Genomic DNA, 14,864 nt, shown 5'->3' with positions numbered 1-14,864 from the left:
CCTGTCACTGGAACAGGTTCCTCAATCCTGCGACGCTCTCGTCGAATCGGGCGCATTCCCCGAAGTTCTGTTGCAGGAAGCTTTCCATCCGGGGGTAGAGGCTGACGGCCTGATCCAGTACCGGGTCGGAACCGGAGACGTAGGCGCCCACCGCGATCAGGTCCCGGGCCCGCTGGTAACGGGAGAACAGCACCTTGAAGCGGCGGATCAGGTCGAAATGGCCCGGGTCGATGAGGTTCACCATGGCCCGGCTGATGGACTGCTCGATGTCGATGGCCGGGTAGTGGCCGGCATCCCCCAGGGCCCGGGTCAGCACGATGTGGCCGTCCAGGATGGCCCGGGCTGCATCGGCGATGGGGTCCTGCTGGTCGTCGCCTTCCGCCAGTACCGTGTAGAAAGCAGTGATGGAGCCGCCTCCTTCGGGGCCGTTGCCGGCACGTTCCACCAGCTGCGGCAGACGCGCGAAGACCGAGGGGGGGTAACCCCGGGTGGCGGGCGGCTCGCCGATGGCCAGGGCAATCTCCCGCTGGGCCATGGCGTAGCGGGTGAGGGAGTCCATGATCAGCAGGACCTGCTTGCCCTGGTCGCGGAAGTATTCGGCCAGGGTGGTGGCGTAGGCGGCGCCCTGGAGCCGCATCAGCGGGCCGGTGTCGGCCGGCGCGGCCACGACCACGGCCCGGGCCATGCCGGGTTCGCCCAGGATCTGCTCGATGAACTCTTTGACTTCCCGGCCCCGCTCGCCGATCAGCCCGACCACGATCACCTCGGCGTCGGTGTAACGGGCCATCATCCCCAGCAGCATGGATTTGCCCACCCCGGAGCCGGCAAACAGGCCCATGCGCTGGCCGCGGCCCACGGTGAGCATGCCGTTGATGGCGCGTACGCCCACATCGAGCACGTGCTCAATGGGGGCCCGGCTCATGGGGTTGTAGGGGCGGCTCTGCAGGGAGCGCTGGGCTTCCGGATGCAGGGGACCCCGGTTGTCCAGGGGGCGGCCGACCCCGTCCACCACCCGGCCCAGCAGGGATTCTCCCACCGGGACCTGCTTGGCCCGGTCTATGGCCCGGCGGCGCTGGGGGGCCTTGCGCCCGACCCGGGGCGGGGCGATGGGCGGTTCCACGGCCAGGACCTGGGCGCCAGGAGAAAGGCCATAGACGTCGTCGGAGGGCATCAGGAACAGTTTTTCACCGGCAAAGCCCACTACTTCTGCTTCCACTGGGGCGCCTCCGGTGGGCAGGACCTTGCAGGTGCTCCCCAGGGGCAGCTTGAGGCCGGAGGCTTCCATCACCAGTCCGTTGATACGGGTCAGGCGGCCGCTGCTCAAGAGCGGGTCGGCGTGTTCGGCCGCGTCCCGGGCCTGTTCCAGCAGGGACGTCCACTGGGCCAGGCGCTCCCCGGCGCTCATGGCCGGGCTTCCAGCCATTCCGGAGTGACGCCGATGGCTTCCAGGGTGCGGCGCCAGCGGGTGGGCAGGGTGGCGTCCACTTCGCTGTTACCCGCTTGGAGGCGGCAGCCTCCCGGGGGGATTTCCTGATCTTCCTGGATGTGCCAGCCGGCATGGCTGAACTGGTCGCCCAGGTGTTCCTGCACCAGGGACAGGTGATCCGGGTGGATCAGCAGGGTGACGGGGCCGTGGTGCAGGGGCAGGGCGGTCAGGGCTTCGCGGATGATGGCCAGCAGGACCTCAGGCCGGACCTGGATCACCGTCCGGGTGATCTGCCGGGCCACTTCCAGGCTGCAGGCCAGCAGGGATTCGGCCACTTCCTGGTCCAGGTTGCCCATGGCTTCCTGCAGGCCCAGGGCAAGATTGCCCAACTGTTCAGCATAGTCCTGGGCGGCGGCCAGTCCCGCCTGATAGCCTGCTTCATGCCCTGCCTGATAGCCCGCCTCGTAGCCGCTGGTGTGGGCTTCGTTGTGAATCCGCTCGATGTCCTCGGCGGTGGGCAGGGGGATTTGGGCCAGGGGAATGCTCTCCGGCTCCGGAGGTGGGGTGTCCTGATGTTCTGGCGCCGGGGGGCGGGGGGGCGGCGCATCGAAACTGTCCGCCTCCCAGCGGGTGTAGGCCTGCAGCTGCTCCTTGGGGATGTAGCCCGCCATGGCTTCAGATCATCTGTTCGCCACCGGCACCGCCGAGGACGATCTGGCCCTCGTCGGCCAGGCGGCGCACGATCTTGAGGATTTCCTTCTGCTCGGCCTCCACTTCCGAAAGGCGCACGGGACCCTTGGATTCCAGGTCTTCCCGCAACATTTCCGCGGCCCGCTGGGACATGTTCTTGAACACCTTCTCCCGCAGGGGTTCGGAGGCGCCCTTGAGGGCCAGAACCAGGGAGTCGGACTGGACTTCCCGCAGCAGCATTTGCACCGAGCGATCGTCCAGGTCCAGCAGGTTCTCGAAGACGAACATCTCGTCCAGGATCTTCTGGGCCAGATCAGGATCGTATTCGCGGATGGCGTCGATGACCGCCGTTTCGTTGGCCGTGCCGATGAAGTTGAGGATCTCGGCCACCGTGCGCACCCCGCCCATGGCGGTTTTCTTGAGATTGGTGGAACCGGAGAGCAGCCGCAGCATCACGTCGTTCAGTTCCTTCAGGGCCTGGGGCTGGATGCCTTCCAGGGTGGCGATGCGCAGCACCACGTCGTTGCGCAGGCGCTCCGTGAAGTGGCTGAGGATTTCGCTGGCATGGTCGTGTTCCAGGTGCACCAGGATGGTGGCGATAATCTGGGGGTGTTCGTTCTTGATCAGGTCGGCCACGGTGGGGGCATCCATCCACTTCAGCCCTTCGATGCCATTGGTCTCGCCCCCCTGGAGGATGCGGGAGATCAGGTTGGAGGCCTTGTCGTCTCCCAGGGCCTTGGTCAGCACGGAGCGGATGTAGCTGTCCGTATCCACATGCATGGCGGCCTGTTCCGCAGCCGTGGTGTGGAACTCGTCCAGGACGGCCTCCACCTTGGCCCGGGGCACGGACTTGAGGGTGGCCATGGCATGGCCGAGCTTCTGGACTTCCCGGGGGCCCAGCAGCTTGAGCACCTCGGCGGCATGGTCTTCACCGAGGGAGATGAGCAGGATGGCGCTCTTCTCAACGCCGTCGTCGTTAGCTGCCATTTGCGCCTAACCAGTCCTTGATGATGTTGGCGACCACCTTGGGATCGCCCTGGGCGATGTCCTTGGCCTTCTGGATCTTGGCGGCGAAATGGTCGATCTCCACCTGGGTGGCCTCTTCTTCGCCATCCACGCCGATCCGCACCTCGGCTGCGGCACGCAGGGCGGCCTCTTCCGGCGTTTCTTCCGGGGGCGGCGGCGGGAACATGGTCTTGATGATGGGGCGGACCACGCCCAGCAGCAGGTAGGCGATCAGCCCGGCGATGAGCAGGTACTTGAGGATCTCCTTGCCGTAGGCGATGTTGTCGGGGTCCTTCCACAGGGGGATGGCCTCCACGGCTTCCTTGGCGGCCGGGGTGAACGGGGCGTTGGCGACGGACAGGGAGTCGCCCCGGGCCTGGTTGTAACCCATGGCTTCCCGCACCAGATCGTTGATCTGCTTGATCTCGTTTTCCCCCAGGGCCTTGGGTATCTCCTTGCCGGCCTTGTCTTTTTCCAGGCGGTAATTGACCACGACGGCGGCGGACAGGCGGCGGACGCTGCCGATCGACTGCTTGGTATAGCGGATGGTCTTGTCCAGCTCGTAGTTGGTGGTGGTGTCCTTGCGGGTGGATAGGGGCGGCGACACCGGGTTCAGGGGAGCCACCACGCCCGCGGCGTCGAGCTGGCCCCGCTCCTGGGGTTGTGCCCGGGCGCCCTGGGCCCCGGGCGTGCCAGCGGGCTGCTGGCCTACCGGGGGCTGGGTCAGGGGGGCGGTGGCAGGTACCGGGGGTTGGTTGGTCAGGGCGCCGGGGACGCCGCCGCCCGGCTGCTGGTTGATGTTGGCGGATTCGGAGGTCTGCTGGCTGCGGATGGTGGCATCCGGAGGATTGCCGTTGGGGCGGAAGGTTTCCGCCGTCTGTTCCGTGTGGGAGAAGTCCAGGTCAGCGGCCACCTGGACCCGGTAATTGCCGGCCCCCACCACCGGGGTGAGGATGTCCTCGATGCGCTGGATGATGCTGTTTTCCACCTCGCGCACGTACTTGATCTGGGTGGGGTCCAGGCCCGCCTCGGTCAGCTTGTCCTTGAGCTGGGACAGGAGGTTGCCATTCTGATCGACGATGTTGACGTTGCCGAGGGGGAGCTGGGGCACGCTGGAAGCGATCAAGTGGCTGATCCCCGCCACCTGGGCCGGTTCCAGGGTGCGTCCGGGGAACAGATGCACCAGTACGGAGGCCGTGGGCTTTTGCTCTTCGCGGACGAAAACGCTGGGTTTGGGAATCGCCAGGTGCACCCGGGCCGACTGGACCGCAGAAATGGACTGGATGGTGCGGGACAGCTCGCCCTCCAGGGCGCGCTGGAAATTGACCTGTTCGACGAACTGGCTGGTGCCGAATTTCTGGCTCTCCATCAGCTCGAAGCCGACGGAGCCCCCCCGGGGCAGTCCCTGGCTGGCCAGACGCAGACGCACGTCATGAACCTTGTCACCAGGGACGAGAATGGCGGTGCCCCCCTCCGAGTACTTGTAGGGGACATTCGCCTGTTCCAGGGCCGCGATGATGGCGCCGCCATCCTTCTCGGAAATGTTGGCAAACAGCACCTTGAAATCGGGTTGCTTGCTCCACAGGTAGGTTCCCACCAGCAAGGCCACGATGGCCGCCAGGGCCACTGCCAGCAGCAGTTTCTGCTGATTGCTCAGGCGGCCGAAAGCTTCGCGCATGCGCGTCGCCGGGTCTGTACCCTGGGGTGCCGATTCGGCTGTGAGGTCCGGTGTTGCCGCCATTGAGTGGTGTTTCTGCTTGCGCTGAGTCCGTGGGTTAAGCGGGAAGTATGCGAATAATCAACTAGGAAGGGAATTTTCCCGAGAATTATTCTACTATTACCCGGCACTTCTTGCCGCCTCTTCCCGATTATTCTTCCCGCGCCGAACCCATGTCCCTTGCTCCTCCTCATGCTCCAACCCAGCCGGCGGTGGCCGATGCCAAGGCCCTGGAGTTGCAGCGGGCCTTTGATCTGTTTAACCAGGTTTCCGCCGAGCTGACCCAGGCTTATGCCACCCTGCAGCAGAAAGTGGCCTCCCTGACGGAGGAGCTGGCGGTGGCGAACGGGGAGCTGCGGCGTCAGTATCGGGAAAAGGAAGCCCTCTCGGAGCGTCTCAGCCTGTTGCTCAATGCCTTGCCAGCGGGGGTGGTGGTGCTGGACGGTCAGGCCAGCATCACCGAGGCTAATCCCGTGGCCCGGCAACTGCTCGGTGACGAGCTGGAGGGGCGGCACTGGGGCGATGTGGCGAGGGCCCATCTGGAGCCCACCCTGACCCTGGGGGAGTGGCAGCTGGACGGGCGGCGCCTGAGCCTGGCGGAGAGTCCCCTGGATTCTTCCGGCGGCAAGTTGCTGCTGCTGCACGACATTTCTGCCGCCCATCAGATGAAAAGCGAGCTGGAACGCAATCAGCGTCTGGCGGCCATGGGGGAAATGGCGGCTTCCCTGGCCCATCAGCTGCGCACGCCGTTGGCCACGGCCCTCCTTTACGCGGGCAACCTGGGGCAGGCGGAGCTGGGCGAAGAGGCCAGGCGCCGTTTTGCCGACAAGACCGTGGCCCAGTTGCGCCGCCTGGAGCGCTTGATCCAGGACGTGCTGCTGTTTGCCCGGGGCGAGAGCATAGGCCGGGACGTGATCGGGGTGTCCGATCTGCTGGCGGAAGTGGCTCAGACCCTGGAGCCCCTGCTGAAGGAGCACGGGGTCCGGCTGGAGATGGATGATCGTTGCCCCGGGGCGGTCATAGTCGGGGGGCGTAAAGCCCTGTTCGGCGCCTTGGTGAGCCTGCTGGAAAATGCCTTGCAGGTGAGCGATCCCGGGGGCAGCATCCGCCTTTCCGCCTGGTATGGCGAGGACGAAATCCAGGTGGCGGTGGCGGACGAAGGGCCAGGTATTCCGGCGGAGATGCAGGCGAGGATTTTCGAGCCTTTCTTCACCACCCGGAGCCAGGGAACGGGCCTGGGGCTGCCGATCGCCCTGGGTGTCGCCCGGGCCCATGGCGGCAGCCTGCAGGTCAGTTCCGAACCCGGCAGTGGCGCAGAATTCGTATTGCGTCTGCCGGTACAATCCCAGTCCAGGGAGGACATGCATTCATGAGTGACAAGAGCCAGACCATTCTGGTCGTGGAGGATGACCCGAATCTGCGCGAAGCCATCAGCGACACGCTGGAACTGGCTGGCCGGCCGGTGCTGAGCGCCCCGGGGGGTGAGGAAGCCCTGGATATCCTGGCCCGGGAAAAGGTTTCCATCGTGGTCAGCGACGTGCGCATGATGCCTATGGACGGCATTACGCTGCTCAAGGAGATCCGTCTGCGTCATCCCCGGCTGCCGGTGCTTCTGATGACCGCGTATGCGGACGTGGACCGGGCCGTGGAGGCCATGCGCTCCGGGGCCTGCGATTTCCTGCTCAAACCCTTTGAACCTGGCGCCCTGCTGGCTCAGGTGGACAAGTACGCCCTGCCGGAACCGGGCGCCATCACCGATGTGGTGGCCTACGACCCGGCCAGCGCCAACCTGTTCGGGATTGCCGCAAGGGTGGCCCAGACCGACGCCACGGTGCTGCTCACAGGAGAGTCTGGCGTCGGCAAGGAAGTGGTGGCCCGCTTCATTCACCGCAACTCCTCCCGGGCTCAGGGACCTTTCGTGGCGATCAACTGCGCGGCGATTCCCGAGAGCCTCCTCGAAGCCACCCTGTTCGGTTACGAGAAGGGAGCTTTTACCGGTGCCCAGAGTGCCCAGGCCGGGAAATTCGAGCAGGCCCAGGACGGCACCCTGCTGCTCGACGAAGTGACGGAAATGCCCCTGGCCCTGCAGGCCAAGTTGTTGCGGGTATTGCAGGAGCGGGAGGTGGAGCGGGTCGGGGGCAAGAAGCCGGTGAGCCTGAACATCCGCATCGTGGCCACTTCGAACCGGGACATGGCCGAGGCCGTGAGCAAGGGCGTGTTTCGGGAGGATCTGTATTACCGGCTCAATGTCTTCCCCATCCTGATTCCGGCCCTGCGCCAGCGGCCCGAAGACATCGTGCCCCTGGCCCGGCATTTCCTGGTGGAGCACGGGGTCCAGATCGGGCGTCAGGGACTGGTGTTTTCTCCCCTGGCCGAGCTAGCCTTGCGTGCCCACCTCTGGCCCGGCAACGTCCGGGAGCTGGAAAACGTGGTGCAACGAGCCATGATCCTGGCCCCGGGCAACCTCATCGGACCCGAGCATCTGGGGCTGCAGGCCCGCCCTCTCTCGGCCATGCCTGTGACACTGGCTGGGGCCCAGGAGACCGGGCTGGCTCCAGTGGCGGCGGCCTCGGACAAGCGTGAAGAAAAACCGCTGGAAGCGGAAAAAAGGGTCGATAATATGAAGGACCTGGAGCGGGAACATATCCTGAAAACCCTTGCCGAAGTCAATGGGTCCCGCAAGGTGGCAGTGGAGCGTCTCGGCATCTCCGAGCGGACCCTGCGCTACAAGCTCAAGCAGTACAAGGAAGAAGGCTATTTTCAGGAGTGATGGTTTCCTGGCTTGAAATTTGCTGTAACTGTTCCAGGCAACTAGACGGATTTATTGGAGTTCATCATGGACACTCAAGGCATTGAACAGATGCTGAGCGTTTTGCGCAGTACGGCAACCCAGGCTGGCGGCAGCAAGCCTGCGGAGAGCGGCGCGGCAGCGGGGGGCGTGGATTTTGCCCAGGTGCTCAAGAGCTCCATCGACCAGGTGAACAACGCCCAGAAGCAGGCCACCCAGATGGCGGAAAATCTTGCCGCCGGGGACAGTGAGCAGAACCTGCACGAGGTGATGGCCGCTTTGCAGACGGCCAGTATTTCCTTCCAGGAAATGGTTCAGGTCCGTAACCGGCTGGTGAGTGCCTATCAGGATGTGATGAATATGCAGGTTTGAGCCGGCAGCAAGGCTGGCAGCAACAGAATGGGCGCCTGCAAGGCGCCCATTTTCATTCCAGGCCGCTGATCCGGGCCTTGCGTTCCCGTTCCAGGCGGGTGATGTAGCGTTGGATCATGGTGAGCAACAGGCCAGGCAGGTCCAGGAACTCGCAACCAACCCGGAAATATCGGCTGCCGTTGCGGGTGGTGACCTCGAACAGGTTGCGCACCTCCAGGTCCACTTTGATCGGGCCGTCATCCGGCAGGGTCAGCACACAGTTCCGGAATACCGAGCCCCGACCAAAATACTGGGCCTGGTCAACGGCCGCCATGAGGCCCATGCCCCCGGCACTGATGTCGAGCAGGGGAATCTGTTGTGCCGTAATCCCTCCGGTTTCCGTGCTGACCTGGATTTCACACTTGAGGGGGTTGGCGATGGGGGTGCTGACACGGAAGTATTCCCGGCGCTGCAGGCGCAGCAGGTTGGCCGGCAATGGGCTGAAAAAGGCCGGGCTGCCCTCGTGGTTCACGAGGGACAGGGAGTCCAGGGCGAACTGGACCTTCACCTTGTCCACACTGGTGGTACAGATCAGGCGGCCAGCTTTCAGGGCGCGACGGTTGGTGTCTTCGTCGCTGCCGTAGTCGAGCACAATGCCCTTGGGAGTGACCTGCAGCAAGGAAGTCAGGAAAAAGGACTGTCCCATGTCGAAATATACCGTCATCATGCAGCCCTTCTGCATGGCGTTGCGCAACACGAAGGCTACTTCGGTTGGCGAGTGCAGCAGATACTGGCTGTAGGCGTCGGCTTCTTCCAGTTCCAGGGGGGAACGAGCCGTTTCTGTTTCTGACATGTGATGTTCTATGAATCCAGGGCTCGTTGAGTTTAAATCAAAAAGGCATGAGAAGGGCGCTGCCGCGTCATCTGGCGGTTCGGCTCAGGAGGTTTGTTCCTGGGGAGCCGGCCGGGGGGGTAGGGGCAACTGGGGGGGAGGAAGCCCGTTTTCCCCATGTTCGACCCGGTACAGCCAGGCGAGAAGTTCGGCTACTGCCAGGTAGAGCTGGCTGGGGATGTGTTCGTCCAGGTCCACCTGGACCAGCAGGGACAGCAGTTCCGGTGATTCGTGGACATACACGCCGTGTTCCTTGGCCTTGGAAATGATTTCTTCGGCAATCAGCCCCCGTCCCTTGGCCACGACCCGGGGAGCGGCGTCGGTCTGACGGTAGGCCAGGGCAACGGCTTCCCGCTGCTGTTCACTCTTCCTGTCTGACATGGCGGGTAATGGCGAGGGATCTGAGCTTCAGGCCGGCAGTCTCGAATTGTTCCTGCAGCGGAGCATTGGCGGCGTTCAGCCGTTGGCGTGCCGCATCATCCTGGGTGCGCACGGTGATTTCAATCTCCTTGCCGCCCTGCAGTCTGAGGGTGGCGTCCAGGCCTCCCAGGCTGGGGAGCTCCAGGCGTAGATGGGTTGTCCAGTTGGCTGCCGTGTTTTCGCCCGCTCTTTCCTGCTGCCCGCCATCTTCTTCGACGATTTCCCAGTGCATGGTCTGACCGGGCCAGATCTGCCCCTGCCAGACGTAGGTGTTGGTGGCCAGGGCTTCCAGTTGCTGTTGGACCAGGGGCGTGAGTTCGCTGGCGATTACCTGGCCCATGCCGACCCTGAGGGCGCCGCTGTCCGTCAGGGTGGGGGCAGGGGCGTTGCTGCTGGAGGCGGTATGCGTTGCTGCTGGGCTGGTGTTCGCCTGATGGGGGGCAGTGGTGTTGGTGCGGGAGCCGTTTTCCGTACTCTGCTGCACCAGGGCGTGGGCCGCCGGGGAGAGGCGGCCCTGGGGTTCCTGGAGCAGGGTTTCCGTCGGCACCTTGCCTTGAACCCAGCGGGCCTGGTGGGCTTCATAGAACATGCCGCTGGTGCTCAGGGCAGATTTCAGGGCGGGGGCCAGGTCGGCGGCATTTTCAGGAAAGCGGGTGACTACCGGTTGGGCGTTGTTGAGGGGAGCGGGCTGCGGGCGCTTGCCTCCCTCTTTATCCATGCCGGCCAGCAAGTCGCCGATCAGGCGGCCGGTGGTCGTCAGCCGGGTGGCGACAGAGGCGTCGTCGCCCGGGTCTCCGGCGGCCTGCTTGTTGCCTGCCACGACGGCCAGGGCCAGCTTGCCGTTGGAGTCCACCACTTCCAGTTCCAGGGCGTCCCCGGCTTTGGCGGCAAAGGGCAGGGCCAGGGTGATGTCCCGTTGGGCGATCATGGCCCGGTAGGTGCCATTGGGAAGCAAAGCCTGAATCGTGGCCATGACCCGTTGCCCGGGAACGAAGTCACTCAGGGCGTCGGTGAGCTTCTGGGTCGGTGCCGTGGGCTGGGTGACCAGGTCGTTGACCAGCCGGAGGCGGGAGGCAACGTCTGCGGGGATCATGCCCGGGCTTTACTTTTCTGGCTGGGCGGGACCGAAGGCCTTGAGCAGACAGGCAATGTCTGTATGCAAGGGGCCGGCTCGTTCGGTGATGGCGGCAATATGGGCGAGGCTGGCTTCAATGGCAGCCCGGTCCGAGGGGGTGGCGGCAGGAAAGCGTCCTGGCTGAAGCTGGGCGCCCAGTTGCACGGCGATCTGGGCGGCGGTTTCCCAGTCCCCGGCTTCCGCACGCTTCTTCAGTTCGGCGGTGATGAGCTCCAGGGTCTGGTAGGGGGCGTTTGCCATGTCTCAGGGATTCTTCTGCTGTTTGCCGGGTTCGATCTGGCTCCAGGCGTCATGAATTTCGGCCAGCAGGGACTGGACTTCCAGCATGGTGGGAATGTCGTTCTTCATGTTTGCCCATAGCAGGCGTGACACCATGTAGTCGTAAAGTGCAGCCAAGCGTTCCGCCAGCTCCCCACCCTGCTCGATGTCCAGGCTGGCTTTCAGGCCGTTGGCGATGATGTCGATGGCTTTGGAGATGTTGCTGCCCCGCTCTGCCACGTTGCCGTTCTCGGCATGCAGGCGGGCAACGCCGATGGCGCTTTCCGCGCCTTCAAACAGCAGGATGATCAGCCGATGGGGGTCAGCGGAGCGTACATCCGACTCCCGGCTGAGTTCGGCGTAGGTATTGGCGGGATTGTAGGCGCTGCCAAACATCATTTGCTCTTAGATGAGTTCAAGGAGGCGAGTTGATTCGTCAGGTAGGTGCTGGTGGTGTTCATGGTGGACACCAGGGTATCCAGGGAGCTGAACTGCTTTCTGTAACGGGCCTCAATGGAGACCAGCCGCAGCTCCAAAGCCTCCTGGCGATCTTCCAGGAACTTGATGCTGCTTTTCATGCTGGTCTTGCTGATGTCTACGCTGCCACCCAGACCGGTAATGCGGTCAATACTATCACTAAAGGAGTCGCCCACCTTGGCCACCAGATTGGCGACAGCGTTGGGGTTCTTGGTCAGGGCAGCTTCGAGCTTGGCGGAATCCAGCGACAGGGTTCCATCCGTGCCCTTGATGGAGATGCCGATATCAGACAGCTTCTGGGTTACTCCGTCGGTAGTGGAGGAGGTGTTGAACACCAGATTGCTCAAGGTGTTCTGGGCTTCGCGCAGGATGCGGTTACCCTGCAGGGCCCCGGCTACCTTGGTTTCACTGTTATAGGCCCCCAGGGAAGTCATGCTGGTCACGGCGCTGTTGTAGGCGCTGACAAACCCTTCCAGGGCGGACTTCAAATTGGTGGTGTTGTCCTGTTTGACCGTGAGGGTGGTGGAACCGGTTTTGGCCAGATTCAGGGTTACGCCATCAATGACGCCGGTAACCGTGTTGGAGTTGCTGGTGGCAGCAATGCCATCCACAGTGAAGGCGGCGTTCTGGGCTTCCTGGTTGTTGCTGAAGTCGCCAGTCTTGGGGCCAGGGTCATAGGTCAGGCCGGAAATGCCGCTCAGCTTGAAAGCCTTGTCCCCCCCCTCACTGCCGGTTAGAACCAGTTGCGGGCCGTTGGTGCCGTTTACGATGGTGGCACTGACGCCGATATTGGCCTGGTTGATGGCGTTACGCAGTCCTTCCGGAGTATTTGTCTCCGTCGTGATATTGATGGTGGCCTGGCGGTCGGGGTCGGCGGTGAATGCTCCGCCACTGACGCTGCCGAAATCGATGGTGAGCGTACCGGTATTCAGGGTGCTGGGTAGAACGCCAGAGGTGACCTTCTGGGCCTGGGCCAGATGGGTGACGTTGAGGTTGTAGGATCCGGCCACGGCACCGGTAGTGGCCGTGACGGTGCCGATGTTGGTGTCACCCAGGCTGGCGCTGTAACTGGCGAACTTCTGCAGAGCGCTTTGCAGGACATTGGGAACCAGGGCCTTGGCCGCAGTCTGCAGGCTGTTGAGCTTGCTGCTCAGGGTTCCCAGCGCTGAAATCTTGGAGTTGTAGGAGGAAACCTGCTTTTGCAGCGAGCTGAGCGGCTGGCGTTCGACGGCCATCAGATTGGTGACCAGGGCTTCCAGTTCCAGGCCGGAGCCGGCGCCAAGGGATGTGACGGTGGCCATGATTGCCTCCTATTTCAAAATCAGTGAATCAGGTTCAGGCCTGTTGCTGAATCAGCAGGCCTTTCAGTTTGTCCAGGGCCTTGGCCAGTTCCAGTGCTTCTTCAGATGGAATCTGCTTGATGACTTCCTGGGTTTCCTTGTCGGTTACCTTGACAACCACGGTGCCACTCTCGTCATCAATGGAAAAACGCAGGGAAGTGTTATGGGGCTGGATGAAATCGTTTAACTCGTCCACGCTTTCCTGCAATTTTTGCCGGAAGGCCTCCTGGCTTTGCTGGTCGTCGGACTTGTTCTTGCCTGCTGCGTCGGTTTCCGCTGCTGGACGGGGGCTGGTTCCAGTGATGTTGCTGCTGGCAACGGGGGCCGCATCAGGAGCTGCTTGAGGCGCGGCCGGGAGCGGCTTGGGTCCCTGGGCTGGGCTGGGGAAGGGCAGCTGGCTGCCGATGCTATTGATGTCCATGATTTACTCCTAGCCTATACGCCAAAGGGGTGCGGCAGCTTGTTGGCCGCCGCACCCGCTTCATGCGCTGCTACCTGAGATCGTTACTGCAGGAGCGAGAGCACGTTCTGCGGCAAGGCGTTGGCCTGGGCCAGCATGGCGGTACCAGCCTGTTGCAGGATCTGTGCCCGGGCCAGCTTGGCGGTTTCAGCAGCGTAGTCGGTGTCCATGATCCGGCTGCGGGCAGCTTCGGTGTTTTCCTGGGCGGCAGACAGTTGTCCCAGCACCCCTTCGAAACGGGCCTGCACGGCACCCAGGTCAGCACGGGCGGTGTTCACACTCTCGATCGCGGCATCCAGGGCGGACATGGCGGTCGTGGCACTGGCGGCGGAAGAGATGTTGCCCAGACCGGTAGAGCCAACCGAGCTGATGGTCACGGAGATGCTGGACTCGGAAGTGGTCGTGGCACCGACCTGGAAGCTGATACCGGAGAAGGTGCCGTCCAGCAGCTTCTTGCCGTTGAAGTTGGTGGCGTCCGCAGCGCGGGTGATTTCACTGGCCAGCTGCTGGAATTCCTTGTCCAGAGCAGCGCGGTTGGTGCTGTCGTACTGACCGGAAGCAGCCTGCACAGCCAGTTCGCGCATCCGCTGCAGGTGGCCGCTGACGGCGGACAGGCCGGCTTCAGCAGTCTGGGCGGCGGAGATACCGTCGTTGGCGTTACGCATGGCCACGGTCATGCCGCGGGACTGGGAGAGCATCTTTTCGGCAATGGCCAGACCAGCGGCGTCATCCTTGGCGCTGTTGATGCGCAGACCGGAGGACAGGCGCTGCAGAGCCTGGTTCAGGGAACCCTGGGAGGTGGTCAGATTCCGCTGAGCGTTGAGAGATGCAACGTTGGTGTTGATTACGGAGGCCATTTTTTACTCCTTCACAGAACAAGTTGTTTAGAAAGTCAGACCTGGATTTCCTTGGCTTATTGCGTGTGCCATGTCTGCTTGTGTGTTCTTACGGCGATGACGGAGATTACTTTAGGGCTTTGCCTCAAGGATTGCGAAGTTTTTTTGCCCCCCAGAAACGAGAGCGGGCCGCTGCTGCGGCCCGCTCTTGCGCTGTTGCCTGGGGATTTAGCCCTGGAGCAGGGAAAGCACGTTCTGGGGCAGGGCGTTGGCCTGGGCCAGCATGGCGGTACCCGCCTGCTGCAGGATTTGCGCCCGGGCCAGTTTGGCGGTTTCGGCGGCGTAGTCGGTGTCCATGATGCGGCTGCGGGAGGCTTCGGTGTTTTCCACCGCCGTGGCCAGCTGGGTCAGCACCCCTTCGAAGCGGGCCTGGATGGCACCCAGGTCGGCCCGGTTCTCGTTGACCGTGTTCAGGGCAACGTCGATGGCCGTCATGGCCGAGAGGGCTGCCGAGGCCGTGGTGATGTTTCCCAGGGATGCCGTTTGTACCGATGCAATATTTACAGCGATCTGGGATTCGGTGGTGGTGCTGGCGCCGATCTGGAAATTGATGCCGGTGAAACTGCCGTCCAGGAGTTTTTTGCCGTTGAAGTTGGTGGCATCCATGGCCCGGGTGATTTCGCTGGACAGCTGCTGGTATTCAGCATCCAGGGCCATCCGGTTTTCACTATCGTACTGACCGGACGCCGCCTGGACGGCCAGCTCACGCATCCGCTGCAGATGGCTGCTGATGGCGGAAAGGCCGGCTTCAGCGGTCTGGGCGGCGGAAATGCCGTCGTTGGCGTTACGCATGGCCACGGTCATGCCCCGGGACTGGGCGTTCATTTTCTCGGCGATGGCGAGGCCGGCTGCGTCGTCCTTGGCGCTGTTGATGCGCAGACCCGAAGAGAGACGCTGCAAGGCATTGCTCAAAGCGCCCTGGGAGGTATTCAGGTTACGTTGCGCGTTGAGTGAGGCAACGTTGGTATTGATGACTTGAGGCATCTCGTTCTCCTTCGGAGAGAAAATT

General features: G+C 63.2%; 16 protein-coding genes. 3 read left to right on the top strand and 13 right to left on the bottom strand.

The genetic code is table 11. The features are described from left to right. Positions 1-4: 4 nt before the first annotated feature. From fliI to fliF, 4 genes are read right to left on the bottom strand one after another with little or no spacing between them, the layout of a single operon-like run. The gene (gene fliI, locus G474_RS0115890; RefSeq protein ID WP_043464852.1) at positions 5-1,405 is read right to left on the bottom strand and encodes a flagellar protein export ATPase FliI; all 1,401 of its coding nucleotides are present in this window, start codon (positions 1,403-1,405) and stop codon (positions 5-7) included. Beyond that, complete coding sequence (locus G474_RS0115885; protein ID WP_026687826.1) at positions 1,402-2,097, bottom strand: flagellar assembly protein FliH; 696 nt, start codon at positions 2,095-2,097, stop codon at positions 1,402-1,404. Before G474_RS0115885 ends, fliI begins: the two co-directional genes overlap by 4 nt. Positions 2,098-2,101: 4 nt before the next feature. Further along, positions 2,102-3,103: a flagellar motor switch protein FliG gene (gene fliG, locus G474_RS0115880; protein WP_026687825.1), complete on the bottom strand. Its 1,002-nt coding sequence runs from the start codon at positions 3,101-3,103 to the stop codon at positions 2,102-2,104. Continuing rightward, positions 3,093-4,799: a flagellar basal-body MS-ring/collar protein FliF gene (gene fliF / locus G474_RS0115875; RefSeq protein ID WP_342663590.1), complete on the bottom strand. Its 1,707-nt coding sequence runs from the start codon at positions 4,797-4,799 to the stop codon at positions 3,093-3,095. The genes fliG and fliF overlap by 11 nt, the downstream gene beginning before the upstream one ends. 212 nt (positions 4,800-5,011) lie before the next feature. On the opposite strand from fliF, the gene G474_RS0115870 reads away from it, so the two are divergent. The 3 genes from G474_RS0115870 (at position 5,012) to fliE (ending at position 7,998) form a co-directional block, all read left to right on the top strand. Beyond that, positions 5,012-6,211, top strand: a complete 1,200-nt coding sequence (locus G474_RS0115870) for a sensor histidine kinase (protein WP_026687823.1) — start codon at positions 5,012-5,014, stop codon at positions 6,209-6,211. Beyond that, positions 6,208-7,608, top strand: coding sequence for a sigma-54-dependent transcriptional regulator (locus G474_RS0115865; RefSeq protein ID WP_026687822.1), 1,401 nt, complete (start codon positions 6,208-6,210; stop codon positions 7,606-7,608). Before G474_RS0115870 ends, G474_RS0115865 begins: the two co-directional genes overlap by 4 nt. 66 nt (positions 7,609-7,674) lie before the next feature. Beyond that, a complete protein-coding gene (gene fliE, locus G474_RS0115860) occupies positions 7,675-7,998 on the top strand; it encodes a flagellar hook-basal body complex protein FliE (protein ID WP_026687821.1) in 324 nt (107 codons plus the stop codon). A 52-nt stretch (positions 7,999-8,050) separates the two neighbouring features. Here the strand turns inward: fliE and G474_RS0115855 are convergent, their stop codons facing one another. From G474_RS0115855 to G474_RS0115815, 9 genes are all read right to left on the bottom strand, one after another. After that, the gene (locus G474_RS0115855; protein WP_026687820.1) at positions 8,051-8,830 is read right to left on the bottom strand and encodes a flagellar brake protein; all 780 of its coding nucleotides are present in this window, start codon (positions 8,828-8,830) and stop codon (positions 8,051-8,053) included. 84 nt (positions 8,831-8,914) lie between these two features. Next, positions 8,915-9,250: an EscU/YscU/HrcU family type III secretion system export apparatus switch protein gene (locus G474_RS0115850; protein ID WP_026687819.1), complete on the bottom strand. Its 336-nt coding sequence runs from the start codon at positions 9,248-9,250 to the stop codon at positions 8,915-8,917. Further along, positions 9,231-10,382 (bottom strand): flagellar hook-length control protein FliK, encoded by a 1,152-nt coding sequence (fliK, locus tag G474_RS21220; RefSeq protein WP_051282363.1) that lies wholly within the window; start codon positions 10,380-10,382, stop codon positions 9,231-9,233. The genes G474_RS0115850 and fliK overlap by 20 nt, the downstream gene beginning before the upstream one ends. Positions 10,383-10,391: 9 nt before the next feature. Then, a complete protein-coding gene (locus tag G474_RS0115840) occupies positions 10,392-10,664 on the bottom strand; it encodes a hypothetical protein (protein WP_026687818.1) in 273 nt (90 codons plus the stop codon). 3 nt (positions 10,665-10,667) lie between these two features. Further along, positions 10,668-11,081 (bottom strand): flagellar export chaperone FliS, encoded by a 414-nt coding sequence (gene fliS / locus G474_RS0115835; RefSeq protein ID WP_084513810.1) that lies wholly within the window; start codon positions 11,079-11,081, stop codon positions 10,668-10,670. After that, a complete protein-coding gene (fliD, locus tag G474_RS0115830; protein WP_043464850.1) occupies positions 11,078-12,460 on the bottom strand; it encodes a flagellar filament capping protein FliD in 1,383 nt (460 codons plus the stop codon). The genes fliS and fliD overlap by 4 nt, the downstream gene beginning before the upstream one ends. A 34-nt stretch (positions 12,461-12,494) precedes the next feature. Beyond that, complete coding sequence (locus tag G474_RS22245; RefSeq protein WP_051282362.1) at positions 12,495-12,920, bottom strand: flagellar protein FlaG; 426 nt, start codon at positions 12,918-12,920, stop codon at positions 12,495-12,497. An 83-nt stretch (positions 12,921-13,003) separates the two neighbouring features. After that, on the bottom strand, positions 13,004-13,816 hold the full coding sequence (locus G474_RS0115820; RefSeq protein WP_026687815.1) for a flagellin N-terminal helical domain-containing protein: 813 nt from the start codon (positions 13,814-13,816) through the stop codon (positions 13,004-13,006). 207 nt (positions 13,817-14,023) lie between these two features. After that, positions 14,024-14,839, bottom strand: coding sequence for a flagellin N-terminal helical domain-containing protein (locus tag G474_RS0115815; protein ID WP_026687814.1), 816 nt, complete (start codon positions 14,837-14,839; stop codon positions 14,024-14,026). Positions 14,840-14,864: the final 25 nt, after the last annotated feature.

Source organism: Azovibrio restrictus DSM 23866 (assembly GCF_000429665.1).
Taxonomy (GTDB): domain Bacteria; phylum Pseudomonadota; class Gammaproteobacteria; order Burkholderiales; family Rhodocyclaceae; genus Azovibrio; species Azovibrio restrictus.
The sequence above is the reverse complement of the archived record's forward strand: the minus strand, read 5'-3'. Positions and strand labels throughout refer to the sequence as shown.

Excerpts from the sequence above, each read along its gene's own strand:
- fliI (WP_043464852.1), bottom strand. The coding sequence starts at position 1,405 with ATGAGCGCCGGGGAGCGCCTGGCCCAGTGGACGTCCCTGCTGGAACAG.
- G474_RS0115885 (WP_026687826.1), bottom strand. The coding sequence starts at position 2,097 with ATGGCGGGCTACATCCCCAAGGAGCAGCTGCAGGCCTACACCCGCTGG.
- fliG (WP_026687825.1), bottom strand. The coding sequence starts at position 3,103 with ATGGCAGCTAACGACGACGGCGTTGAGAAGAGCGCCATCCTGCTCATC.
- fliF (WP_342663590.1), bottom strand. The coding sequence starts at position 4,799 with ATGCGCGAAGCTTTCGGCCGCCTGAGCAATCAGCAGAAACTGCTGCTG.
- G474_RS0115870 (WP_026687823.1), top strand. The coding sequence starts at position 5,012 with ATGTCCCTTGCTCCTCCTCATGCTCCAACCCAGCCGGCGGTGGCCGAT.
- G474_RS0115865 (WP_026687822.1), top strand. The coding sequence starts at position 6,208 with ATGAGTGACAAGAGCCAGACCATTCTGGTCGTGGAGGATGACCCGAAT.
- fliE (WP_026687821.1), top strand. The coding sequence starts at position 7,675 with ATGGACACTCAAGGCATTGAACAGATGCTGAGCGTTTTGCGCAGTACG.
- G474_RS0115855 (WP_026687820.1), bottom strand. The coding sequence starts at position 8,830 with ATGTCAGAAACAGAAACGGCTCGTTCCCCCCTGGAACTGGAAGAAGCC.
- G474_RS0115850 (WP_026687819.1), bottom strand. The coding sequence starts at position 9,250 with ATGTCAGACAGGAAGAGTGAACAGCAGCGGGAAGCCGTTGCCCTGGCC.
- fliK (WP_051282363.1), bottom strand. The coding sequence starts at position 10,382 with ATGATCCCCGCAGACGTTGCCTCCCGCCTCCGGCTGGTCAACGACCTG.
- G474_RS0115840 (WP_026687818.1), bottom strand. The coding sequence starts at position 10,664 with ATGGCAAACGCCCCCTACCAGACCCTGGAGCTCATCACCGCCGAACTG.
- fliS (WP_084513810.1), bottom strand. The coding sequence starts at position 11,081 with ATGATGTTTGGCAGCGCCTACAATCCCGCCAATACCTACGCCGAACTC.
- fliD (WP_043464850.1), bottom strand. The coding sequence starts at position 12,460 with ATGGCCACCGTCACATCCCTTGGCGCCGGCTCCGGCCTGGAACTGGAA.
- G474_RS22245 (WP_051282362.1), bottom strand. The coding sequence starts at position 12,920 with ATGGACATCAATAGCATCGGCAGCCAGCTGCCCTTCCCCAGCCCAGCC.
- G474_RS0115820 (WP_026687815.1), bottom strand. The coding sequence starts at position 13,816 with ATGGCCTCCGTAATCAACACCAACGTTGCATCTCTCAACGCTCAGCGG.
- G474_RS0115815 (WP_026687814.1), bottom strand. The coding sequence starts at position 14,839 with ATGCCTCAAGTCATCAATACCAACGTTGCCTCACTCAACGCGCAACGT.